General features: G+C 65.2%; 18 protein-coding genes and 1 pseudogene. 9 read left to right on the top strand and 10 right to left on the bottom strand.

Features of this window, described 5'->3' with window-relative positions; all coding sequences use genetic code 11:
• Positions 1–58: 58 nt before the first annotated feature.
• Genes prmC through hemA form a run of 3 tightly spaced genes read right to left on the bottom strand, consistent with a single transcriptional unit; the run spans position 59 to position 3,333 of the window.
• On the bottom strand, positions 59–964 hold the full coding sequence (prmC, locus tag AB870_RS20470; RefSeq protein ID WP_084663945.1) for a peptide chain release factor N(5)-glutamine methyltransferase: 906 nt from the start codon (positions 962–964) through the stop codon (positions 59–61).
• Positions 964–2,046, bottom strand: a complete 1,083-nt coding sequence (prfA, locus tag AB870_RS20465) for a peptide chain release factor 1 (RefSeq protein WP_047906097.1) — start codon at positions 2,044–2,046, stop codon at positions 964–966. Before prfA ends, prmC begins: the two co-directional genes overlap by 1 nt.
• A complete protein-coding gene (gene hemA, locus AB870_RS20460) occupies positions 2,047–3,333 on the bottom strand; it encodes a glutamyl-tRNA reductase (protein WP_047906096.1) in 1,287 nt (428 codons plus the stop codon). It lies immediately after the preceding gene.
• Between the two features lie 315 nt (positions 3,334–3,648).
• On the opposite strand from hemA, the gene AB870_RS20455 reads away from it, so the two are divergent.
• Positions 3,649–3,906, top strand: a complete 258-nt coding sequence (locus AB870_RS20455; RefSeq protein WP_047906095.1) for a GlsB/YeaQ/YmgE family stress response membrane protein — start codon at positions 3,649–3,651, stop codon at positions 3,904–3,906.
• Positions 3,907–4,215: 309 nt separating this feature from the next.
• Positions 4,216–5,712, top strand: a complete 1,497-nt coding sequence (locus tag AB870_RS20450; RefSeq protein WP_047906094.1) for an MDR family MFS transporter — start codon at positions 4,216–4,218, stop codon at positions 5,710–5,712.
• Between the two features lie 167 nt (positions 5,713–5,879).
• On the opposite strand, the gene AB870_RS20445 is transcribed toward AB870_RS20450, so the two are convergent.
• Entirely contained in the window at positions 5,880–8,267 is a 2,388-nt protein-coding gene (locus AB870_RS20445; protein ID WP_047906093.1) for a penicillin acylase family protein, read from the bottom strand.
• A 213-nt stretch (positions 8,268–8,480) separates the two neighbouring features.
• On the opposite strand from AB870_RS20445, the pseudogene AB870_RS27470 reads away from it, so the two are divergent.
• Positions 8,481–8,945, top strand: a pseudogene (locus AB870_RS27470) (GtrA family protein); the annotation flags it as partial.
• Here AB870_RS27470 and AB870_RS20435 read toward each other — a convergent pair.
• From AB870_RS20435 to AB870_RS20425, 3 genes are all read right to left on the bottom strand, one after another.
• Entirely contained in the window at positions 8,890–10,053 is a 1,164-nt protein-coding gene (locus tag AB870_RS20435) for a glycosyltransferase family 2 protein (RefSeq protein ID WP_084663941.1), read from the bottom strand. The pseudogene AB870_RS27470 and the gene AB870_RS20435 sit on opposite strands and share 56 nt — an antisense overlap.
• A 5-nt stretch (positions 10,054–10,058) precedes the next feature.
• Positions 10,059–11,375 carry a glycosyltransferase family 87 protein gene (locus AB870_RS20430; RefSeq protein ID WP_053059459.1) on the bottom strand — a complete coding sequence of 439 codons (1,317 nt, stop codon included), beginning with the start codon at positions 11,373–11,375 and terminating at the stop codon, positions 10,059–10,061.
• Positions 11,376–11,744: 369 nt separating this feature from the next.
• Entirely contained in the window at positions 11,745–13,106 is a 1,362-nt protein-coding gene (locus tag AB870_RS20425; protein ID WP_053059458.1) for an SLC13 family permease, read from the bottom strand.
• Positions 13,107–13,310: 204 nt separating this feature from the next.
• Here AB870_RS20425 and AB870_RS20420 point away from each other — a divergent pair, with 204 nt between their 5' ends.
• Positions 13,311–13,967, top strand: coding sequence for a GntR family transcriptional regulator (locus tag AB870_RS20420; protein WP_047906092.1), 657 nt, complete (start codon positions 13,311–13,313; stop codon positions 13,965–13,967).
• 153 nt (positions 13,968–14,120) lie between these two features.
• On the opposite strand, the gene ychF is transcribed toward AB870_RS20420, so the two are convergent.
• The gene (gene ychF, locus AB870_RS20415; protein ID WP_047906091.1) at positions 14,121–15,215 is read right to left on the bottom strand and encodes a redox-regulated ATPase YchF; all 1,095 of its coding nucleotides are present in this window, start codon (positions 15,213–15,215) and stop codon (positions 14,121–14,123) included.
• Positions 15,216–15,382: 167 nt separating this feature from the next.
• On the bottom strand, positions 15,383–16,252 hold the full coding sequence (gene ypfJ / locus AB870_RS20410) for a KPN_02809 family neutral zinc metallopeptidase (protein ID WP_047906090.1): 870 nt from the start codon (positions 16,250–16,252) through the stop codon (positions 15,383–15,385).
• A 182-nt stretch (positions 16,253–16,434) separates the two neighbouring features.
• Here ypfJ and AB870_RS20405 point away from each other — a divergent pair, with 182 nt between their 5' ends.
• From AB870_RS20405 to AB870_RS20395, 3 genes are all read left to right on the top strand, one after another.
• Entirely contained in the window at positions 16,435–17,622 is a 1,188-nt protein-coding gene (locus AB870_RS20405) for a UbiH/UbiF family hydroxylase (protein WP_047906089.1), read from the top strand.
• A gap of 106 nt (positions 17,623–17,728) precedes the next feature.
• The gene (locus AB870_RS20400; RefSeq protein WP_047906088.1) at positions 17,729–18,493 is read left to right on the top strand and encodes a DsbC family protein; all 765 of its coding nucleotides are present in this window, start codon (positions 17,729–17,731) and stop codon (positions 18,491–18,493) included.
• Between the two features lie 49 nt (positions 18,494–18,542).
• Entirely contained in the window at positions 18,543–20,360 is a 1,818-nt protein-coding gene (locus tag AB870_RS20395) for a M61 family metallopeptidase (protein WP_084663937.1), read from the top strand.
• Between the two features lie 47 nt (positions 20,361–20,407).
• On the opposite strand, the gene AB870_RS20390 is transcribed toward AB870_RS20395, so the two are convergent.
• On the bottom strand, positions 20,408–21,346 hold the full coding sequence (locus AB870_RS20390; protein ID WP_047906087.1) for a LysR family transcriptional regulator: 939 nt from the start codon (positions 21,344–21,346) through the stop codon (positions 20,408–20,410).
• A 221-nt stretch (positions 21,347–21,567) separates the two neighbouring features.
• Between AB870_RS20390 and AB870_RS20385 the strand changes: the two genes are divergently transcribed.
• Both AB870_RS20385 and AB870_RS20380 read left to right on the top strand, forming a co-directional pair.
• Complete coding sequence (locus AB870_RS20385) at positions 21,568–22,167, top strand: FMN-dependent NADH-azoreductase (protein ID WP_047906086.1); 600 nt, start codon at positions 21,568–21,570, stop codon at positions 22,165–22,167.
• A gap of 46 nt (positions 22,168–22,213) precedes the next feature.
• Positions 22,214–23,146 carry a pirin family protein gene (locus AB870_RS20380; RefSeq protein ID WP_047906085.1) on the top strand — a complete coding sequence of 311 codons (933 nt, stop codon included), beginning with the start codon at positions 22,214–22,216 and terminating at the stop codon, positions 23,144–23,146.
• Positions 23,147–23,155: the final 9 nt, after the last annotated feature.

Below are 23,155 nucleotides of genomic sequence, written 5' to 3'. Positions count from 1 at the left end.
CGGGAAGTCGGCGTATCCGGCATTTTAGCGGTTTTCGGGCGTGTTCGTCGGACGCCGCTCAGACCCGCCGGCCGCCGGTCGTGCGCTCGATTCCCGCGAGGTCGCGCTCGGACGTCACATCCTGGAACCCGGCCGCAACGCAAAGCGCCCGGACATCCGCGGCCTGATGGTAGCCGTGCTCGCACAGCAGCCAGCTATCCGGCAGCAGCCGCGAGGGCGCGCCGGCCACGATGATGCGCAATGCCGCCAGACCGTCGGCGTGATCCGTCAGGGCGTCGACCGGCTCGAAGCGCAGATCGCCTTGCGAGAGATGTTCGTCGCCGGCAACGATGTACGGCGGGTTGGAAACGATGATGTCGAACGGGGCCGTCCATGAGGAATCGGCGGGCAGCGCCGAGTACCAGTCGCTCTCCAGGAAGCGAACGCGGTCGTCCAGTCCGAGCCGGCGGGCGTTGTCGCGGGCGACGGCCAGGGCGTGAGCCGAACGGTCGAGGGCGACGACCTGCGCGTCCGCGCGGCCATGTGCGATGGCCAGCGCAATCGCGCCGCTGCCTGTGCCCAGATCCAGCACACGTGGGGCGCGCCGTCCTTCGATCCGCGCGAGCGCCAGTTCCACGAGCAGTTCGGTTTCGGGGCGGGGGATGAGCACCGACGGGCTGACGTTGAGCGTCAGGCCGAAGAACTCGCGGGTACCGGTCAGATAGGCGATGGGCTCGCCCGCGACGCGACGCGCATGCAGCGTCCGATAAGCGGCGACGGTCTCGGGCGCGAGCGGCTCGCGGTCGCGGGTAATCAGTTGCGTGCGGGTCCAGCCGAGCACGTGCGAGAGCAGAATGCGCGACTCCATCGGCGGCAGGCCCGGCTCGCGAAGCAGCGCGGCAACCGTTGCGGCATCCGCGCCGGCTGCCCCATCGGCCGTCTTCGTCCGGTGCGAGGGGCGGGCTTCGGGCGTGCCCGGCGTCATCAGGCTGCCTCGCCCAGCGACGCGAGCAGTTCCGCCTGATGCTCGGTCACGAGCGCATTGATCATCTCGTCGAGATCGCCGTCCATGATGTATTCGAGCTTGTAGAGCGTGAGGTTGATGCGGTGGTCCGTCATCCGCCCCTGCGGGAAGTTGTAGGTGCGAATACGCTCCGAACGGTCGCCCGAGCCGATCAGGCTCTTGCGCGTGGCCGCTTCCCTGGCTTGCTGGGCGCGGAGTTGAGCGTCCTTGATGCGCGCCGCCAGCACCTTGAGCGCCTTGTCCTTGTTGCGATGCTGCGAGCGGTCATCCTGACATTCGACGACGATGCCCGTGGGCAGGTGCGTGATCCGCACGGCCGAATCCGTCTTGTTGACGTGCTGGCCGCCGGCGCCCGAGGCGCGGAAGGTATCGATGCGAATGTCGGCCGGATTGATCTCGACGTCGGCCACGTCGTCCGCTTCCGGCATGACGGCCACGGTGCACGCGGACGTGTGGATGCGCCCCTGCGTTTCCGTGGCGGGCACGCGCTGCACCCGGTGGCCGCCAGATTCGAATTTCAGGCGCGAATACGCGCCCTGGCCGACCAGCCGGACAATCACCTCCTTGTAACCGCCCAGATCCGATTCGCTCGCCGACATGATCTCGACCTGCCAGCGCTGGCGTTCCGCGTACCGCGTGTACATGCGCAGCAGATCGCCTGCGAAAAGCGCCGATTCGTCGCCACCTGTGCCCGCGCGAATCTCGAGATAGATGTTGCGGTCGTCGTTGGGATCGCGGGGCAGCAGCATGCGTTGCAGCGTGCCTTCCATGTCTTCCATGCGGGCGCGCGCGTTCGTTGCCTCGTCCTCGGCAAACTCGCGCATTTCCGGATCGGACGCCATTTCCTGGGCCGCGGCCACATCGTTTTGCGCCTGACGATACTGCTGATATTGCGCGACGACAGGCGCCAGCTCGGCATGTTCGCGCGTGAGCTTGCGGTAGTTGTCCAGGTCGCGGGTCACATCGCCCTGGCTCAATAGGCCATCAAGCTCGACCAGACGTTGTGTCAACTGGTCGAGCTTGGCTTGCATGCTCGCTTTCATCTATTTGTCGGCGGATCCCGAGGTGCGGAACAGTTCGGGAATGAGGTGAATGATTTGCTCGCGCGAATCGCCGCGCGCCGTGTTCAGCGCGTGGGTCGGCCCGTGCAGGAATTTCCTGGTGAGGGACTGGGACAGGGCTTCGAGCACGGCGGCGGGGTCGTCGCCGCGCGCGAGCATGCGCTGGGCACGCTCGAGTTCGGCCACGCGCATGGCCTCGGCAGTGCCGTGAATGTCGCGAATGACCGGCACGACGCTGCGCGCGTCGAGCCATTGCATGAAATTCTGCACACGCGTGTCGATGATCGCCTCGGCCTGCGCGACGGCGGCCTGACGCAGCGCATTGCCCTCGCGCACGACGGCACCGAGATCGTCGACGGTGTACAGGAAGACGTCTGCCAGACGGCCGACTTCCGGTTCGATGTCGCGCGGCACGGCCAGATCGACCATGAACATCGGCTTGTGCTTGCGGGCCTTGATGGCGCGCTCGACGGCACCCAGGCCGATCAGCGGCAGCGTGCTCGCCGTGCACGACACGACGATGTCGAACTCGTGCAGACGTTGCGGAAGTTCCGACAGACGGATGGCTGTGCCGCCCAGACGCTCCGCAAGCTTCTCGCCGCGCTCGGCGGTCCGGTTGGCGATGTAGAGCGCTTTCGGATTCTGCGCAGCGAAGTGCGTCGCGCACAGGTCGATCATCTCGCCCGCGCCGATGAACAGCACCTTTTGCGTGCTGATGCTCTCAAAAATGCGTTGCGCGAGGCGCACCGCGGCGGCGGCCATCGACACGGAATGCGCGCCGATCTCGGTCTGGCCGCGAACTTCCTTGGCCACCGCGAACGTGCGCTGGAAAAGCTGATTCAGATACGTGCCCAGGGCGCCGGCCTCGGCGGCCGTGCGCACGGCGTCTTTCAACTGCCCCAGAATCTGCGTCTCGCCAAGCACCATCGAGTCCAGCCCGCTCGCCACGCGGAAGGCGTGACGTACGGCGTCCGACTGGGGCAGGGCGTACAGATGGGGAGCGAGGTCGCCAGCGGGAATGTTGTGGAACTGGGAAAGCCAGTGCACCGCCCGCTCACGGGCGGCGGCGTCGTCGGTCACACAGTAGATCTCGGTGCGGTTGCACGTCGACAGGATGGCGGCCTCGGGGGCGCTCAACTTGGCGCTGCCGGTCCACAGGCTCTTGAGGCCAGCCAGCGCCGGCTCGATCCGCTCGAACGGAAACGCCACCCGTTCGCGCAGCGAGACGGGCGCCGTATGGTGGTTCAGGCCGAGAGCGAGCAGTTGCATGATGTGGGGGATCCGATAGCCCCTGATTATAGCGCGTCGACGCGATGCCCGTTTCAGTGGCGCCGCATGCCCCGCGCATTGTGACAGCGTGCCTCATCATCGCGCAGATGCCCGTTTTTGCCAAATAGACATCCCTTATACCCGGCATAGCGACGTCCGGGCCGGGACGGCCGCGGGGGAATTCTCTTGATATATCAGACGTCTGGGCGGCCGTCGGATGGACGCAACACGGCAGCGGGCGGTTTCGGGATTGGACGCGAGCGTTCGGAAATCGGGGCTATACTGCGTTCGGGTTCCCGTCCTTGGAGGTTCGTCATGGGCATTATCGGCACCATCGTCGTCGGTCTGATCGTCGGTCTCATCGCGCGCGCCCTGCATCCCGGGCGGGACAGCATGGGCATCATCATGACCATCATTCTCGGCATTGCCGGCGCGCTGCTCGCCAAATATGTCGGTCAGTTCCTCCATCTGTACTCGGAAGGCGAGTCGGCCGGCTGGATCGCCTCGATCATCGGCGCTATCGTGCTGCTCGCAATCTACGGCGTCATCAAGCGCAATCGCAGTACGGCCTGACGGTATTTCGTCGTCCGAAACCTTCCAAAACCCGAACGCGGATAGGGGGATTGGACGCGCGTACCGGCGGGTGCCCACGCCCCGCAAGGCGCCCTTGACAAGGGCGCCGCCCGCCCGCGAGCGCCATACGCGCTTTGCCGCATTCGGCTATGCTTGTCGCCATCGCCAGGCCCAAGCCGTCTTGACTACGCGTGCGGCATTGCCGCCACGTTCGATCCCCGTCTTTCGCTAACTGGCGCGGTGGCCGCATCCGACAGGGTGCTGCGCCTCTCTGGCAAGTTGTTACGCACTCCCACTTCAAAAAATTACATGTCTGCGACACGCAATTCCGTGCGGCCATTGATTGTGGCATCCGTCATGGCCGCAACGTCCATGGTGGCCATCGAAGCCACGATCATCTCGACGGCCATGCCGCAAATCGTTGCCCAGCTCGGCGGCCTGAATCTGTACAGCTGGGTCTTCTCTGCTTTTCTGCTCGCGCAGACGGCCATGACCGTGGTGTTCGGCAAGCTCGCCGACCTCTATGGCCGCAAGCCCGTCATTCTCGTGGGTATCGCGGTCTTTCTCATCGCCTCGCTCGGCGGCGGGCTGGCCTGGTCGATGCCCGCGATGATCGCTTTCCGGTTGTTGCAGGGTGTGGGTGCCGCGTGCATCCAGCCGGTGAGCCTTGTGATCGTTGCCGATCACTACCCGATCAGCGAGCGCGGCAAGGTGCAAGGCTGGCTCGCCAGCGTGTGGGCCATTTCGGCCGTGCTCGGTCCGATGCTCGGCGGTCTCATCATCCGCGACCTGTCGTGGTCGTGGATCTTCTGGATCAACATTCCGATCGGTTTGCTGGCCGCGGCGGGCTTCGTGGCCTATCTGCACGAGGACGCCCCGCGTCAGCGACCGAGCATCGATGTGATGGGCGCCGTGTTCTTCACCATCGCGGTGGCGGCCTTGATGATCGCCCTGACCGACGCGAACGCATTCAGCGATACCCACGTATGGGGCGGTGTCCTTGCTTGCGCCATCGCCGTATTGCTGTTCGTCTGGCAGGAGCGGCGCGCCAAGGATCCGATGATCTCGTTCGCGCTGTGGAGCCGCCGTCCGATTGCCGCGGCCAATGCGGCGACGCTGCTTTCGGGCATGGTGCTGATGGGCTTGACGACGTTTCTGCCGATGTACGCTCAGGGCGTGCTTCGTCAAACACCGGTCGTGGCCGGCATGGCGCTCACCATGATCATGGTCGGCTGGCCCATCGGCTCGACCTTTGCGGCCAAGACGTTCACGCGATTCGGTCTGCGGCGCATTCTCGTGGGCGGCAGCCTGCTCATGCCGCTCGGCGGACTCGTCTTTGCCCTGCTCGGGCCGGGCAGTTCGCCGTTGCTCGCCGGGTTCGGCTCGTTGCTGATGGGCTTCTCGATGGGCACGGGCAGCGTGAGCGCGCTCGTGCTGATTCAGGAAATCGTCGATCCCTCGCAGCGCGGTAGCGCCACGGCGTCGAACATCTTTTCGCGCAATCTCGGCAGCACGCTGGGCGCGACGCTTTTCGGTGCGGTGCTCAACTTCGGGCTGACGCATTCGAGCGGCCTCGCGCCAGTGACCTCCGACCAACTGCGCCACGTGCTCGAAGATCGCGGGGTGTCCACGGTGGCCGATCAGGCGATCCGGGCGGTGCTGCAACACTCGCTGCATCTCACGTTCCTGTCGATCCTCGCGATCTCTATCGGCGTGGTGCTCCTGCTCTTGCTGGTGCCGACCAACGCCGTCGACTCGCGCAGCATCAAACGCGACAAGCCGGAGTTCGTGCCCGGCGGGCATTGATCGACGCTCGCTCGACGCGGATTCCATGCGGGTTTCATTAGGGTTTCATGAGGGTTCCATGCGGACCCGATGTCCGCGTCACGCCTGGACGAGGTGCGATCGACTCCGACTGCGCACCGGCAGCAAGCGGTTGGGCCTGCCAAGCCAGCCGCCTGCGTTTTCCCCAGTCAACGTGCCGTCGCAGGCACCAGATGCAGCCGAGACTCCGTCGCGGCTTCCACGGCCTCACGCGAATATGGCAGCTTGAAATACTCACCGTCGAGCCACTTCTGTGCCAGATCGCGATAGTGCGGGCTGTCGGGATTGCCCGATTCGCCCGGCAAGTTGATCGCGCGCGTGTTGTCCCAGTTGCCTACGTCGACCACGATCCGGAACGACGGACCGTTCGTCTGCCGGAAGTCGCTCACGCGATAGGTCGACTGGTTCGGCGTGAACGCACTGCCGCCCTTCGCGAGCGGACCGACGTTGAGCCTGGCGCGCATGTCGGCGTCCACGGCGTCGGCGAGTGGATGCGCGTTCAGGTTCGTCTGAAGCTTGCCCCATTGCCAGGCGCCCGGGTCGCTGCCTTGCAGCTTGACCATCTCCGCCCACGCCTCGCCCAGACTTGTGAGCAGCACGGCGTCGCGCTTGGCGTTGGCGTTCGCGCCGAAACGGGCGGCAGGCTGTTCGAGTGCATCGAGCATTGCCGCCGGGTCCGGCGCGCCAAACGTTTCGGCGGCCGACTTGGGGAGTACCGCATTTTTGTAGGCACGGCCGAGATGCCGGCTGAACCAGACCTCCTCCAGCGCGGCCTGGGCCGAATCGGCGCCCATATGCGCATCCCACCCCTTGAGTAGCGCAAGCGCCGCAGACGTTTGCGGATCGTCGCTCGTGAGCGGCGCCAGCAGTGCTACCAGACGTCGCGCCGGTATCGACACGATATCGTTCTGCAAACGTTCCGAATCCTCCAGCGATACCTTGTCCTTCGCCTTGAGCACCTCGTCGATGCGCGCGTGCCGGGAGCCGTTCGTCCACTCGAAGCCGAGCTTGCGCTGCGCGTAGGGATACCCGGCGGGCATGTTCATCTCGTTGGACGTCGTGAAATAACCGCTTGCCGGGTTATAGGACGACGGCAACTGGTCGCGCCGCCAGAAGCCGGCCCATTCATAGCGCCCGTCACCCGGCACGGGCATCAGACCGTCCCAGTTCGGACGAATCGGGGCCATGCCGCTCGGCACCCAGCCGATGTTGCCCGATGCATCCGCATAGACCTGATTGACGGTGGGCGCTCCCCATGTGTCGAGTGCCGTCTGGAACTGGGCATAGGTTTTGGCGCGCATGTAGCGCATGGCGTCGAAGTAGGGCGACATGCCCGGTTCGAGCCACGCGGTGCGCACGGCATACGCGCGATGCCTGGCCGCGTCGACATAAATGACGGGCCCGTGCCTGGTGAATTTGAGATCTGTGTGGACCGGTGCACCGTCGCGCACGTCGATGGTTTCGTGGACGGTGCGCATCGGCACCCATTTGCCACGGTAGCGATACTGGTCCGGATTGGCCGGGTTCAGGTCGTAGACGTACAGATCCTCCTGATCGATGTTGAAGATCGTGAGACCGAACGCAATGGTGCCGTTGTGCCCGATGGCGACGCCCGGAATGGCCGGCTCGCCGGCACCGATCAGATTGAGCGTGGGAGTGCTTACCTGCACGATGTAGCGCAGGCTCGGCGCCGCATAGGCGCGGTGCGGATCGTTCGCCATGATGGCGCGGCCCGTCGCCGACTTTTGCGGCGACACGACCCAGTTGTTGCTGCCTTCCGCCGATTCGGTGGAGACGTCGTACGGCCCGTTCTCGGCGACCTGCACGATATCGGCATTGGCCTGTTGCAGCGATTCCTTCGTGATCTTCACGCCTTGCGTGGCGAGATCGAAGACCTTGAGCAGGTCGTCGGGCAGACACGGATCGAGACCGTCGGGCACCTGCGTCTTCCAGGCGGGTTGCAGGCCGACGCGCACGCTGTCGGCGTCCAGCGACGCCTTGCACACGACCTTGGCGCGGGCGACCTCGCTCTTCAGATTGCGTGTCAGGCCGTGGCTGCGAATGCGTACGATGTCCTCCGCGCTCCATTTCGCGGGCCAGTAGCCGACCTTGCGGAATTCGTACGGCATTTGATCGGGATGTCGCGCGAGCCAGTCGATGTAGGCATTCACCCCTGCCGCAAACGCTTCGGCGGCCGGTCTGGCGTCGGGGCCGTACCGACGCCACTCCGCGCCCATGTCGCCCCGGTAGACGAAGCGCCGCGCAGCATCGTCCTGCGCTAGATAGGCGCGCCCGAACACTTGGGAGAGTTGTCCGAGGCCCCGGCGCCGCCAGAGATCGATCTGGAACAGACGATCGCGTGCGGCATTGAAACCCTGCACGAAGAACCCGTCACGCTCATTGGCGGCGAAGATGTGCGGCACCCCGTTATGGTCGATCAGAATGTCGGCGGGTTGCAATAACCCTTCGACGCTCAGCGTTTGGGCGGGCGCCGAAGCGGAAGCGGGGGACGATGCCGTGGCATCGGCGGCATACAGGGACGCGCTCTACGTGGTGACGGCAAAAGCCAGAGCACTGGCGGCGTGGATGGCATTGGGGCGTTGCATTGTCTTCCTCCTGTCGTTGTCGGACGTCGTCTTTTCATTGCGGAGTACATCGCAATCCTAGACGTCTCGCACAGGCATGCAACCCACGTCTCGCGAAAATGGCATAAATTCTTAGTCGTTCAGTCCCGACGGGCCGATGCACCGATGCTGCATTGCAACCTTTCGGCAATCCTGCGGCATGTGCCGGTATTGGCAGGCGAACCGGCCATGAACGCCACTTGGATGATCGAAACGATGCCGGACTTGCGTCAGACATCTTCTTCAGCATCTTCCTCGCGGCTGCAACGCTTGCGAGCGTCGCCCCACGTACGAACGTGGCTCGTGCCGCTTATGCGCTTCGGGGTGTCGGGCGTGATTTCGACGGCCGTGCATGTGATCGTCGCGATCACGCTCATCGAGGCGGCCGGTGCGGGTCCGGTGCTCGCAAATGCCGTGGCATTCTGTGTTGCGACGCCGTGCTCCTATCTGCTCAATACGCTTTGGAGCTTCTCCGCGCGTGTCCATCGCACGAGCCTCGCGCGGTTCCTGCCGGTCTCGATTTTCGGGCTTCTGCTCACGACGCTCGTCGCACGAACGGTCGAGCGTCTCGGAGGGAACCATTGGATCGGGATCGCTGCGGTCGTGCTGATCGTGCCGCCGACGACTTTCCTGCTCCATCGCTACTGGACATATCGACGCGCATGAGGGGGCGGCCGGGCGCCCGCATGCCGGCGCGTGAGGGCAGTTGACTCACCTTCACGCCGGACTGATAACGGCGTCGTACGAGATACAGGGGACGTGCCTTCGACTCGTAATAGATGCGGCCCACATACTCGCCGATGACACCGATGCCGACGAGCTGAATCCCGCCGAGAAACAGAACGCCGACGAGCAACGACGCGTAGCCGGGAACGTCGACGCCGTGGATGATCGTGCGCAGCGCAATGTAGCTGCCATACGTGAGCGACATCAGGGCGAGCGACACGCCGATGTACGTCCAGCAGCGCAGCGGCACCGTGCTGAAGCTGGTAATGCCTTCGAGCGCGAAATTCCACAGCCGCCACCCGGAGAATTTCGATTCGCCCGCAGCGCGCGGCTCGCGCACGTACTCAACGACTTCCGTCTGAAACCCGACCCATGCGAACAGGCCCTTCATGAAGCGGCAGCGCTCCGGCAGACGCTTGATGGCGCTGACGACACGGCGGTCCATCAGCCGGAAATCGCCGACGTTCTCCGGCAGCTTCACTTCCGAGAGCCGGTTGTGGACGCGGTAATAAAACCCGGCCGCCACGCGTTTGGCGACGCTGTCGCTCGCGCGATTGGTGCGTTTGGCGAGCACGACCTCGGCACCGTCGCGCCAGCGTTCGATCATCACCGGGATGAGCGCGGGCGGGTCCTGCAAGTCGGCGTCGATGGGGATGACGGCGTCGCCCAGCGCCTCGTCGATGCCGGCGCTCAGCGCCGCTTCCTTGCCGAAGTTACGGGTGAAATCGACGATGCGTATGCGGGGGTCGTCGCGGCGCAGGGCGAGCAGCACATTGAGCGTATCGTCGGTACTGCCGTCGTTCACGCAAACGATCTCGAAACGCGCATTGGCAACGCCGTCGAGCACCGGGGCCAATGTGCGGTAGAACTTCGCGAGCGCTGGCGCTTCGTTGTGACAGGGCACCACGAGCGTGACGAGCGGCGTGCGGTGGGCGGAGTGAGACGAATCGGGACGAGCGGCGGCGCGGGGCATGGCAGTTACCTCGTGAACGCCGGCGTGGTGACGCGACGGCGGGGCGTGGCGGCGCCACCGGCGTCACCGGCTTCGCTCGCATCATTCGCATCCGGCACGTGAGCGAGACGGCGACGGCGCCGCCACAGCATGACCAGCGTGCCGAGCGTAATGAACGGCAGGAACTGGAAGCCGATCTGCAACGAACCCAGCAGCCCGAGCAAAGGCGTGATCCATAGCAATACGAGCCACTCGCGTTCGCCGCGCAGCCAGCCGCGTGCGAGGCCGTCACGCACATACCAGGCGATGACGACGGCGAGCAGCGCGAGATCGTAATCGTAGAGATAAGGGCTGATGAGGGTCGTGGCGCATACGAGCGTGGCAGCGCGCAACGCGAACGCTCCCGCACGCCGCCAGAAGTCGATCAGCACGGCGACGGCGCACAGCGCCACGACCGCGTGGGCCGCCGCCGCGACGCCGACCGACGCCCCCAGCATGCGCGCCGTGATGAAGAAGCTCGGCACGCGCGCGATCTGCGCCGCGCCATTGACGATGCTCTGGCGGGCAAACTCCGAGGCGTGTACGAACGCGAGATAGACGTCGAAGCCGAAAACAACGGCAGCGAGCGCCGTGGTGCCGATGACGGTGACGACGCACGCAGCGAGCGCACGCCACTCCCGTGCGCACACAAAGGCGAGCGGGAAGAGCAGCGCGACATGCGGTTTGATGAACAGCAGCCCGGCGAACACACCGGCCCACACGGGGCGCTTGCGTAGCAACACGAGCGAGAAGCCCGCGAGCGCCGTAGTGTAGAGCGCAACCTGACCGGCAACGATCACGAGCATGATGCCGGGAAAGCCCAGTGTGGGCACGCGGGCGCCCGGCCACGGGAGCGTACGGCGCAGCGCCGTGTAGTACAGACTCAGACCGACCAGCGCGTACAGCGCGTAGGCGTAGACATAGGGCAGCAACGCGAGGGGGGCGAGAAACACCATCATCACCGGGGGATACAACCACGGCAGGTAGCCGCCGATGCGGGCGGCCCAGGGTTGCGCGGCGATTTGCAGTTTCGACATCAACTCGACGTTGTAGGCGTCGATCGCATGCCCTTGCAGCACGAAGTGCGAGGCGCTCCAGAAAGGCAGAAAGTCGATGGCGATCGGACTGACGCCCGGCGGGCCCGATAGCAGGTATCGGTACCCCCACGCGACGAACACGGCAAGCGTCATGACGATGCCCGCCCCGCCGTAAAGACGGATGCGGGCCGGATCCTCGGACCAGTGCCGCCGCTCGCGTGGCGCGTCCGGTGAAACGTGGGTGACAGCCGGCGACTTCGATGTCATGCAAGAACCCCCTTGGCTGCATGAAACGGCGCGGTTCGACTACGGTGACTGCCTTTGGTATGCGCGTGCGGCGATGTTGTCCTGTCCGATGAGCGATTGTCGCGATTGTCGCGATTGTCGCGTTATGCGGCCAAGCACCTCAAGCAGCGCATTCCCGAGGCGCGATGCGATTTCATATTAGACGACCCGGTCTCCGAAGAGACCGGCGTGGTGAGAAAGCCGCATCGAGTGGCGTCGAAGCGGGTCCAACGCCGCATCACGCGGAATCATGCCGGTGGACAGCCGATGGTGTCCCGCCCCTCGCCCTCCCAAACCCGCGTTTGAAATGAAGACTCGGCCGTGGCGGGCGGGATGGCGCTACCCGCGGGTTCACTGGTGAAGACGTCCGATCGCCTGCCACCAGAGGGCTGTCAGCGGCACGACACTTGGCAGGGCGACGAGCGTGGTGGCGAGGCAATAACGGGTGGCGTCCCGAATGCCCACGCCTGCGAGTGCCATGGCGAGCACGAGCGGCGGCGCCTGATAGGGGAGCACGATGGTCGAGATGCCGACGGTCTGCGTGAGCAATACCGCCTTCATGCCGAGCGGTGCGCCGAGGGCGAGCGCAGGCACCAGCGGCGTGAAGAGCGCGGGGGCGGCGTTCGATGTGACGAGGCACACGAGCGCAATCGACAGGCCGACGAGCACCAGATAGGCCGGCATCGTCGACATCTGCGCCAGATCGAGATGGGCAAGCGCGGGGCGCAACGCGTTGGCCGGACCGGCATGGTCGACAGCCGCCGTCAGTCCGATGATGGCCGCGACGAACCAGAGCGGAGCGAGTTTGACCTGTTTGAGGAAGGCGTCCGGATTCACGAGGCGCAATGGCCCGAGGCACAGCAATGCGATGCCCAGGCCGATCCACCCCGCTGCGATGTGATGCCATGGTTCGGTGAGCCACAGCACGAGCATAAGGACAAGTGCGCCCAGCAACCGCTTTTCGTCCGTGCGCATCGACGGGCGTGGCGCGGGGATATCGTTCGCGCCCGTGATAACGGGGGCCGACAGGCGGTCCGGGAACAGGCGCTGGGCAACGGCGACCAGCACGACGCCGCGAACCATGGCGAGCGTGGGGACGAGCGCAATGGCGTATTCGCCGTAACCGAGGCGCAGGCCGAGCACCGCTTCGGCGGTGCCGGCCATCACGAGGTTCGGCAGGTTGGCGGGCAGAATCGCCGTCGACAGTTCGCAACTGGCCAACGCCGTGGCGAGCATCAGGCCGGTGCGACCGGGGCGGCCGGGCGTGAGCCCCACGCGGTCGCAGAAGCTCAGCACGATGGGCGTGAGGATGGCGATCCGGCCGAGCGTGGACGGCATGACGATCCCCAGTGCGAACGCGATGGCAACAAAGCCTGCGAGCGCGAGACCATACGCATGGCCGCAATGATCTGCCAGTCGCACGGCGACGCGCTCACCCAATCCGGTGACATTCAGCGCCATGCCGATGACCGCGCCGCTGAAGACGAGCCAGAACGCGCTCGATGTGAAGCCGGAGAAGACGACGTTTGCACCGAGCGAAGTGCAGGTCATCAGCAGAAACATCAGCATCAGGGAGACGACGAAGTCGGGAAGCCAGCCCGTCGCCCAGTAGCCGAGACAGAGCAGGACGACGACGGCCACGGCAAGCGTGTTGCCGCGCAGCCCCGCCGCGAACAATGCAACTCCCACGGCGACACCGATACCGAGCAGCAACGCGTGCTTCCAAAGACCCTCAGGCGGAAATGCGGTGGGAACAGGGGATGAACTGGCCGAGGCGGAAGACATGGAAGGCGTGGACCGCGATGGGGCCGGCGGTGCTGAAGGTGCTGAAGGGCCGACGATAGGCATTGGATTCACCGTTCTCTAAATAATATATAATTTACGTGATTATATATAGTTAACCGGAAGGGGCTGACAATGCGCGACGAATCCATTGCGGGGACTGCGGTCGAGCGAGCGTACGAGGCGCTGCGCGAGCAGATCGGACGCGGCGAGCTGAAGCCGGGCGAGCCGCTTCGCCAGGACCATCTGGCGGCGGCGCTGGGTGTGAGTCACGTGCCGGTGCGCGAGGCGTTGACGATGCTCGCGTCGGACGGGCTTGCCGTGAGCCGTACGAATCGGAGCACGGTGGTGACATCGCTCACCGAAGACGATGCGCGGGAACTGGCCGATTTCCGTGCGTTGCTGGAAGGCCGTTTGATGGCGCTGGCGATGCCGAACCTGTCGCGCGCCGATCTGGCCCGCGCGCGGGCGGTGCTGGACGCGTTGGAGGCGGCGACCGAGCTTACGGACATCGTGACGCGCAACGCGGCGTTCCACGGCATGCTGTACGCGAAGGCGGAGCGCCCGTACTTCCAGCGCGCGGTTGCGACGGCGCGGCTGAATCTCGGACGCTATCTGTTTCTGACGTGGCAAAAGCCGCGCAATGCAACGCGCTCGCACGAGGAGCACCGCGAACTGCTGCGTCTGTGCGAAGCCGGAGACGACGCGGGCGCCGTAGCGCTGGTACAGGCCCACAATCGCGCAACGGGCGAGCAGATCGCAAAGATCATTCGCGAGGAATGGGCGGCGTGATCGGGTCTAACCGCATGGGCGGCGCCGGGACATGGTGCCGGGCGGGGGCCGGTACGCCGTCCGTTTTGCACCCGTGACGCGACAAACCGGTACTCCAGAACGAAACACCCCGGCACAGGGCCGGGGTGTTTCGTGGCGTAACGCGGGCTCGCGTCAGACGTTGAACAGGAAGTTCATCACGTCGCCATCCTGCACGACGTACTCCTTACCTTCTGCGCGCATCTTGCCGGCTTCTTTCGCGCCCTGTTCGCCCTTGTACTGGATGTAGTCGTCGAACGCGATGGTCTGGGCGCGGATGAAGCCGCGCTCGAAGTCGGTGTGAATCACGCCGGCCGCTTGCGGGGCGGTGTCGCCCACGTGGATCGTCCATGCGCGCACTTCCTTCACGCCCGCGGTGAAATACGTCTGCAAGCCCAGCAGCCTGAAGCCCGCACGGATCACGCGGTCCAGACCCGGCTCGTCCATGCCCATGTCGGCGAGGAATTCGGCCTTGTCGGCGTCTTCCATGTCCGCAATCTCGGCCTCGATGGCCGCGCACACGGCCACGACCGGCGCGTTCTCGGCTTCGGCGTACTTGCGCACGGCGTCCAGATGCGGGTTGTTCTCGAAACCGTCGTCCTTCACGTTCGCGACGTACATCGTCGGCTTGGCCGTGATCAGACAGAACGGCTTGATGAGCGCCAGTTCGTCTTCCGAAAGCTTGAGCGAGCGCACCGGACGCGCTTCGTTGAGCACCGGCACCACCTTCTCCAGCACGGCCACCAGCTTGGCCGCTTCCTTGTCGTTGCCCGACCTGGCGGCCTTCGTGTAGCGTTGCAGCGCCTTCTCGACCGTGCCCAGGTCGGCCAGCGCCAGTTCGGTGTTGATGACTTCGATGTCCGAGATCGGGTTCACCTTGCCGGCAACGTGAATGACGTTCTCGTCTTCGAAACAACGCACGACGTGCGTGATGGCGTCCGTTTCACGGATGTTGGCGAGAAACTGGTTACCCAGACCTTCGCCCTTCGACGCACCCGCCACCAGACCGGCGATGTCCACGAATTCGACCGTCGCCGGCATGATGCGCTCGGGCTTGACGATCTCGGCGAGCTTGCTCAGACGCGGGTCCGGCACTTCCACCACGCCGACGTTCGGCTCGATGGTGCAGAACGGGTAGTTCTCGGCAGCGATGCCCGCTTTGGTCAGCGCGTTGAAAAGGGTCGACTTGCCGACGTTGGGCAAACCGACGATGCCGCATTTGAGGCTCATGCTAAATCCTGTCTGATCCGATAAGTGCGCGCCGACAAATGCCCGGTGAACACCGTGGAACGGGCCCGGGATTGCGTCGCGGAAAGTCCGCTATTGTACCCGTTCCGCCCTCAACGGCACCTTTACCGGTCGCCGGGTGCCCGCCGGGGCGACCCGGGCCGGGCGCATCAGCTCAACTGCTTTGCCGAGAACGTGTCGCACTTGCGCATGTCGCCCGTTTGCAGGCCCTGGCGCAACCAATACACCCGCTGGGCGCTCGTGCCGTGAGTGAAAGACTCCGGCACCACGCGACCCTGCGATTGTTGCTGCAAACGGTCGTCGCCAATGGCCGCCGCCGTCTTCAGACCCTGCTCGATGTCGCCCGGCTCCAGCAACTGCTGATTCGCCTTGGCCGCGTTGTTCGCCCAGACACCGGCGAAGCAATCCGCCTGCAACTCCAGCCGTACAGACAACGCATTCGCCTGCGCCTCGCTCACGCGACGTCGCGTCTCGTCGAACTTCTCGGAAATGCCCAGCAGATTCTGGATGTGATGGCCCACTTCGTGGGCGATGACGTACGCCTGCGCGAAGTCGCCGCCTGCGCCGAAGCGTTGGCGCAACTCGTCGTAGAACTGCAAGTCGATGTAGACCTTGCTGTCGCCCGGACAGTAGAACGGCCCCATGGCGGTTTGTCCGGTGCCGCACGCGGTCGGCGTCGCGCCCGAGAACAGCACCAGCTTCGGCGGAACGTACTGACGATTGAGTTGCTGCGGGAACACCGTTGCCCAGGTGCGCTCGATATTGCCGAGCACCTTGCGGGTGAACACCGACTTGGGATCGTTGGCGGGCGCGGCATTCGGGTTGGTCTGGGGTTGTGACTGCGTCTGCCCCTGGATCATCTGCGAGCCCTGAATGATGACGCGCGGGTCGATCCCGAAGAAGTAGGAGGCAGCCAGCGCCACGACTATCGTGCCGATGCCGATGGTCGTGCGCCCTCCGAAACCGCCCCCCCGGCGGTCTTCGACGTTCTGGCTTTCGGATTCGTTATCGAGGCGCATAGGGGGACTCCGTGTCTGTATGCGCCGAAGTATAGCGCCGGGGAACGGACTGCGACGCTGCGTCCCGGACATCGCGCCGGGGCAGGGAGTCGCTGGCCCGGCGGGCGTGCGACAATACGCCATCTCGTTTTCTCTGAACCAGCCGGCTCGCGCGATTCAGGCGCAGGCGCTGCATTCGCCGCATGTCTCAAACGCAAACCTCCAGCCAAACGCACGATGTCGTCGTCGTCGGTGGCGGTCTGGTCGGAAAGGCCGCCGCTCTGCTCCTGTCACAGGCTCGCCTGTCCGTTGCCCTGCTCGCTCAGCCAGCCGCCGCCGCCCCAGTCGGGAGCGACACGTGGGACGCCCGCATCTACTCACTGTCGTCGAGTTCTCAGGTGCTTTTCGAACGCATGCGGGTCTGGCAGGCCGTCGATCCGGCGCGCATCAATCCCGTCTACGACATGGAAGTGTTCGGCGACGAGCGCGGCAGCCTCCATTTCTCCGCTTATCAGGCGGCGGTGCCGCAACTCGCCTGGATCGCGGAGTCGTCGAATCTGGAGCGTGCGCTCGATGCGGCGCTGCGATTCTCCCCGCAAGTCCAATGGCTCGACGCCCGGGCCGAAGCGCTCGAAGTCGATGCCGCCGCCGCGTCGGTGCGTCTGTCGGACGGCAAGACGCTGCGTGCCGCGCTCGTTGTGGGTGCAGACGGCGCGCACTCGTGGGTGCGCAGCACCGCCGGGCTGGACGGCTCGGTGCGCCCCTACGAGCAGTTGGGCGTCGTGTGCAACTTCTGCGCGGAACGCCCGCACCGCGATACTGCGTTCCAGTGGTTTCACGACGGCGAAATCATTGCGTTGCTGCCACTGCCCGGTCAGCACGTCTCGCTGGTCTGGTCCGCAGCCAACGATCACGCCCGGCATCTGCTCGCGATCGATCCCAAAGAACTCGCGCAACGCATCGAAACCTTCGCCCACGGTGAACTCGGACGCCTCACACCGGTCTCAGCGCGCGCTCAGGGTTTCCCGCTCGTTCTCGCGCAGGCCAGGCGGCTGATCGCGCAGCGCGTGGCGCTCGTCGGCGACGCGGCGCACGTCGTGCATCCGCTCGCCGGACAGGGTATGAACCTCGGTCTGCGGGATGTGGCGGCGCTTGGCGACGCTATTGCCGGACGCGAATCGTTCCGCGATTGCGGCGACGCCGCGGTACTGCGTCGCTACGAACGCGCCCGCAAGGAAGATATCGGCAGCATGGCGTTCACGACGGACGGCTTGCACAAGCTGTTCTCGACGAGCAGCCCGCTCGCGAAGTTCGTTCGCAACGCGGGACTCGACAGCGTGAACATGCTGCCTTTCGTCAAGAAATTCCTGATCGGCCGCGCCCTGGGCTGACCCCCTGAATCGTTGACCCGCCGATCGCTTCCGGGCGTCGGCAGCGTCGGTGAGGACCGGCCGTGCCGGCCGCGCCCCTCGATCGACACACTTCTGGAGATACTCGATGTTGCAACGTTATCGCGCCGCGGCGTTCGCTGGATTTGCACTCGCCGCCGTTTGCGCCGCGACCTTCACGGCGTCCGCCGTCGCGCAGAACAAGTCCGACGCAACGCTCGATCGCGTGAAGTCCGCCGTGCAGACGAAGCTCGGCGATGACGCCCCGGTCAAGTCGGTCGCGCGCACACCGATTCCGGGCCTCTTCGAAGTGTCCGTCGGTGGCGAGATCATGTATGCCGACGAGAAGGCGCAATACGTGATTCTCGGCGGCAATCTGATCGACACGAAAACGCGCCGGAACCTGACCGAAGCGCGCCAATCCGAACTGAACAGAATCGACTTCGCCAAGCTGCCGCTCGACCGGTCGTTCAAGTACGTGAAGGGTAACGGCAGCCGCAAGATCGCCGTCTTCTCGGATCCGAACTGCCCGTACTGCAAGCGCTTCGAAGCGACGCTGAAGTCCTCGAAGATCGACAACGTTACCGTCTATACCTTCCTCTATCCGGTGCTCGGCCCGGATTCGGACGCCAAGTCGAAGGCGATCTGGTGTGCGCCGGACCGGCTCAAGGTCTGGCACGACTGGATGATCGGCGAGAAGACCCCGCCGACGCCGGCCGCCTCGTGCGACGACAAACCGGTCAAGGACAACTTCGCGCTGGGCCATCAGCTCAACATCACGGGCACGCCGACCATCGTTCTGTCCGACGGTCGCCGTCTGCCGGGCGCGGTGCCTGCCGAAGAGCTGGAAAAGGCCCTGGCCACGCTCAAGTAATCTTCCGGCCGCCGCCTGCCCCTTCCCGAGAACAAGAAGCCGCCCTCTCATGAAAGCCATGTCCGCTCAAGCTGCCATCCGGTATGCCATCGTTCCGAAGTCGCCCGCCGCCCATCTGTTCGAAGTGAGCGTCACGGTCTCGAATCCTGCGCCCGAGGGCCAGCGCTTCACGCTGCCCGCATGGATTCCGGGCAGCTATATGGTGCGCGAGTTCGCGCGCAACATCGTGACGATCGGTGCGACGTGCCGAGGCCGCAGGATCGCGCTCGACAAGCTCGACAAGCACACGTGGCAGGCCGCGCCGTGCAAGGGCACGTTGATCGTGACGTACGAAGTGTACGCGTGGGATCTGTCGGTGCGCGCGGCGCATCTGGACGACACGCACGGCTTCTTCAACGGCACGAGCGTGTTTCTGCGCGTGCAGGGGCAGGAGCACGCACCGTGCGAAGTGGACGTGCTGCGCCCGCGCGGTGCGGCGTTCAGGTCGTGGCGTGTGGCAACGGCACTCGAACTGGCCGAAGGCACGGCGGCGCTGGACTTCGGCCGCTACCTCGCGGTGGACTACGACGAATTGATCGACTCGCCGGTCGAAATGGGAACGTTCGTGCACGGCACGTTCAAGGCCTGCGGTGTGACACACGAAGTGGCGATCACGGGGCCCGTGCCCAACCTCGATCTGGACCGCTTGCTGCGCGACATGAAGAAGATCTGCGAGGCGCAGATTCGTCTGTTCGAGCCGGGCGCAAGCTCGCGCTCGCGTGTGCCGATGTCGCGTTACGTTTTCCTGCTCATGACGGTCGGCGATGGCTACGGAGGGCTGGAACATCGTGCCTCGACCGCGCTGCTCGCCAGCCGTCACGACCTGCCGGTGCAAGGACAGGCCCGCATGAGCGACGCTTATCGCGGCTTCCTCGGTCTGGTCAGTCACGAGTACTTCCACACGTGGAACGTCAAGCGCATCAAACCGGCTGCGTTTGCGCCATACGCGCTCGATCGGGAGAACTATACGCGGCTGCTGTGGTTGTTCGAAGGCTTCACGTCCTACTACGACGATCTGATGCTCGTGCGCAGCGGCGTGATCGCACCGCCGGCGTATTACGAACTCGTGGCGAAGACGGTCGCGAACGTGCTGCGCGGCAGCGGGCGTCTCAAGCAGACCGTTGCCGAAAGTTCGTTCGACGCCTGGACGAAGTATTACCGTCAGGACGAAAACGCACCGAACGCCATCGTGAGCTATTACACGAAGGGCTCGCTCGTCGCGCTCGCCCTGGATCTGACGATTCGCGCGCAGACGCGCGGACAGAAGTCGCTGGACGATATCATGCGCGCGCTGTGGCAGCGTTACGGCCGCGACTTCTATCGCGGCTCGCCCGTGGGGATCGAGGAAGACGCCGTGCAGCCGTTCTTCGAAGCAGTCTCGGGCCTCGATCTGTCCGATTTCTTCGCGACCGCCATCAACGGCACGCGCGACCTGCCGCTGGCATCGCTGCTTGAGCGCATGGGGCTTACGCTTGCGCCGGTGACGCCGGAGAACGGTCGTCCGTCCATCGGTGCGAAGACCGGCAAGCGCGGTGACGACGTGACGCTCGCCCAGGTGTTCGATGGCGGTGCGGCACAGGCCGCCGGTCTCTCGGCGGGCGACTCGCTCGTCGCCATCGACGGCCTGCGTGTGACTTCGGGCAATCTCGACAAGCTGCTGGAGCGCTACCGCACGGGCGACAAGGTGACGGTGCATGCTTTCCGCCGCGACGAGTTGCGCGAGACCACGCTCACGCTCGATGCCCCCGAAATCTCGCAATACCGTATCGCCGAGACACGCGATCGCGGCGCGGCACAGCGTCGCGAGAAGTGGCTGGCAGCGGACTGATCGTCCGACGGTGCGGTGAGGTAAGGTAAGGGCCTTGCGCGAGGCAGCTAGCCCTGTGCGGGACCGGGCACCGACGGGTCGCGATTTTCCTCGGGGCAAGTGCGTGCGACCGCGAGCATATGCTCGATGAAGGCCTGCGTCTTGCGCGGCAGGAAACGTCGCGATGGCGTGACCAGATGCACCGGACTCGCGGGTAGCGACCAGTCCGGCAGCACCTTCACCAGACGGCCCGAACGCAGGGCATCCTCCGCCAGAATGTCGGTGAGCGCAGCGATACCGCTGCCCGCCAACGCCATTTCCTTGACCATTCCCATGCTGTTGACCTGAATCGCGCCGTGCATGGTGATGTCCATGCGCTGACGGCCCTTGTGCAACGTGTCGGAATTGAACAGACGCCGCGCGCCTTGCAGGATCACGAAGCGATGATCTGCCAGCTCGTCCGGCGCGGCGGGCAGGCCCGTGGCACTCAGATAAAGCGGACTCGCGTAGAGACTGCGCGTGAGTACGAGCAGCGGACGCGCCACCAGGGTGGAATCGGAGAGTTGGCCGGCGCGAATGGCGACGTCCACGCGCTCGGCGATCAGATCGACCTGACGCGAACTCAGATCGACATCGACGGTGATTTCGGGATAAGCCGCACAGAAGGTCGCGAGCGGCACGGCGAGCCATTGCGCGGCGAAGTCGGCAGGCGCGGTGATGCGCAGGCGGCCACGGGGCTTGCTCGACATCTGCGACGCGAAATCCCGCGTCTCTTCCACCTCTTCGAGAATCGGCAGGCAACGCTCGTAATACGCCTCGCCGACTTCCGTCAGTTCCAGGCGCCGTGTCGTCTTGTGCAGCAGTCTGGTCCCGAGGCGCGACTCCAGTCGCGACAGACGCCGGCTGACCGTGGCCTTGGGCAAATCGAGACGTTCGCCCGCCCGCGTGATGCTGCCGGAGCGCACGACTTCCGCGAAGATCAGCATGTCGTTCAGGTCGTCAATCATCGCGCGCTCCTCGGTGACGCGTCATTCAGCAAAATTGCCGTCAATGGGCATTGTTCCAAAATGGGAACAAACAATTCGATTTTACCGGCTTGTTTCATTTTTGGGGGTAACTAGAATTCATCCCAAGCCGACGCGCAATTCACGGCAGACCCGAGACGGGGGCCAGGCGCGAACGGATTTTCGAACCCTTCGGGAACTACCCCGGCTCTGGAGCCAGTGAAATGACCACCATTCTGCAAATCAATTCCGCCGCCCGTTCGCAAGGTGCGAACTCGACCACGCTCGCCAATGAAGCGGTCGCTCAACTCGTTGCCAGGAACGCCGGCGCCAAGGTCGTCGTGCGCGATCTGCTGACCGACGGTGTGCCGCATCTCGACGAAGCCGTGATCGGCGCCTTTTTCACGCCGGAAGAGCAGCGCACCGACGCGCAGAAGGCCATCATCGCCCGCAGCGACGCGCTGATCGCCGAAATTCAGGCGGCCGACTACGTCGTATTCGGCGTGCCGCTGTATAACTTCCAGGTGCCGACGCAGCTCAAGTCGTACTTCGACTGGATCGCCCGTGCCCGCGTCACCTTCCGTTACCGTGAAGATGGCAGCGTGGAAGGCCTGATCCAGGGCAAGAAGGTGATCGTGGCGTTCGCCCGCGGCGGCAACTACAAGGACACGCCGGCCGACAGCCAGACCCCGTACCTCAAGTCGATTCTCGGCTTCCTCGGCATGACGGACGTGACGTTCATCTTCGCCGAAGGTCTGGCGCGCGGTCCGGAATCGGCGGCGGCCGCCTTCGCCGGCGCCCGCGAAGCCATCGCCGCGCTCTAAGCCGTCGCGCGGCACTGAGCAGTCTCCCGCACGCGCCGGGTCCCCCATGGCCAACTCGACACCGCTGCATCCGCGCCCGGCAAGACGCCAGGCCGCCCATGCCGAGGCGCCGGCCATCCCGCGCGTGCTTCCCGTCTCCCGTCCCGGTCGATGTGCGGCCGCGGCGGGGGCGGGCGTTTTCGATCAGGTCGAACAGACGGATCCGTTTCTGTCGATCGACGTCTTCCGTCGTCAGGGCGCCTGTATCCCGCCGCATCCGCATGCCGGATGTGTGGTGGCGACGTATCTGTTTCCCGAATCGACGACATCGTTGCGTTGCCGGCATGCGCACGGTGGCCAAGATCGGGTGAATCCCGGCGATCTGCTGTGGCTCGAAACCCATTGCGGCACAGTGCATGAGGACACGCCCGAGAACGCTCGCGCAGCGGTGCGCGGCGTGCGCATGGTCGTCAATCGTGCCGGGCACCATCCGCACGGCGCGCCGTCGCAAACGGTCGTGCGTGCCGAGGCGATGCCGCGCTGGCGCGAAGGTGATGTCGACCTGACGCTGGTCTGCGGTGAGTGGGCCGGGCGCCGGGTGGCGCGCGCAGACGGCGGCCGCACCACGTTGCTGCAACTCGACTGGCTGGCGGATGCGCTGCCTACGCTGGAAATTCCGTGCGACGGACGTCGCTGGGTCGCGCTGATTGCGCAAGGCGAAGCCGCGCTCGCCGCTCACGCCGGCGGTCACGCCCCCGGTCACGTACTACGTGCGGAAGGCGCCGGGGCGCAAGCGTTGTTGCTGCCGCCGGGCGTTTGGCAACTGGCCGGACGCCAGGGCGCCCGCCTGATGCTGACGGGCGGTGAGCCGCTCGGCGGCGCCGTGGTCTATCGAGGCAACTTCGCCGCACGCGACGAAGGCGATCTCGTCGCCCTCACACGTCGCTATCAGCAAGGATCGATGGGCGCGCTGGTGCCGGACTGCAACGAGGCAGGGTAATCGCGCTCA

This window comes from Pandoraea faecigallinarum (assembly GCF_001029105.3).
Classification (GTDB): Bacteria; Pseudomonadota; Gammaproteobacteria; order Burkholderiales; family Burkholderiaceae; genus Pandoraea; species Pandoraea faecigallinarum.
Note: the sequence above shows the minus strand (reverse complement) of the source record. Positions and strands in the feature narration are given on the sequence as shown.

Coding starts and splice junctions, on each gene's coding strand:
- AB870_RS20395 (WP_084663937.1), top strand. CDS start 18,543: ATGAAAGCCATGTCCGCTCAAGCTGCCATCCGGTATGCCATCGTTCCG.
- AB870_RS20390 (WP_047906087.1), bottom strand. CDS start 21,346: ATGATTGACGACCTGAACGACATGCTGATCTTCGCGGAAGTCGTGCGC.
- prmC (WP_084663945.1), bottom strand. CDS start 964: ATGACGCCGGGCACGCCCGAAGCCCGCCCCTCGCACCGGACGAAGACG.
- AB870_RS20430 (WP_053059459.1), bottom strand. CDS start 11,375: ATGACATCGAAGTCGCCGGCTGTCACCCACGTTTCACCGGACGCGCCA.
- AB870_RS20380 (WP_047906085.1), top strand. CDS start 22,214: ATGGCCAACTCGACACCGCTGCATCCGCGCCCGGCAAGACGCCAGGCC.
- ypfJ (WP_047906090.1), bottom strand. CDS start 16,252: ATGCGCCTCGATAACGAATCCGAAAGCCAGAACGTCGAAGACCGCCGG.
- hemA (WP_047906096.1), bottom strand. CDS start 3,333: ATGCAACTGCTCGCTCTCGGCCTGAACCACCATACGGCGCCCGTCTCG.
- AB870_RS20405 (WP_047906089.1), top strand. CDS start 16,435: ATGTCTCAAACGCAAACCTCCAGCCAAACGCACGATGTCGTCGTCGTC.
- AB870_RS20385 (WP_047906086.1), top strand. CDS start 21,568: ATGACCACCATTCTGCAAATCAATTCCGCCGCCCGTTCGCAAGGTGCG.
- AB870_RS20455 (WP_047906095.1), top strand. CDS start 3,649: ATGGGCATTATCGGCACCATCGTCGTCGGTCTGATCGTCGGTCTCATC.
- prfA (WP_047906097.1), bottom strand. CDS start 2,046: ATGAAAGCGAGCATGCAAGCCAAGCTCGACCAGTTGACACAACGTCTG.
- AB870_RS20400 (WP_047906088.1), top strand. CDS start 17,729: ATGTTGCAACGTTATCGCGCCGCGGCGTTCGCTGGATTTGCACTCGCC.
- ychF (WP_047906091.1), bottom strand. CDS start 15,215: ATGAGCCTCAAATGCGGCATCGTCGGTTTGCCCAACGTCGGCAAGTCG.
- AB870_RS20435 (WP_084663941.1), bottom strand. CDS start 10,053: ATGCCCCGCGCCGCCGCTCGTCCCGATTCGTCTCACTCCGCCCACCGC.
- AB870_RS20420 (WP_047906092.1), top strand. CDS start 13,311: ATGCGCGACGAATCCATTGCGGGGACTGCGGTCGAGCGAGCGTACGAG.
- AB870_RS20450 (WP_047906094.1), top strand. CDS start 4,216: ATGTCTGCGACACGCAATTCCGTGCGGCCATTGATTGTGGCATCCGTC.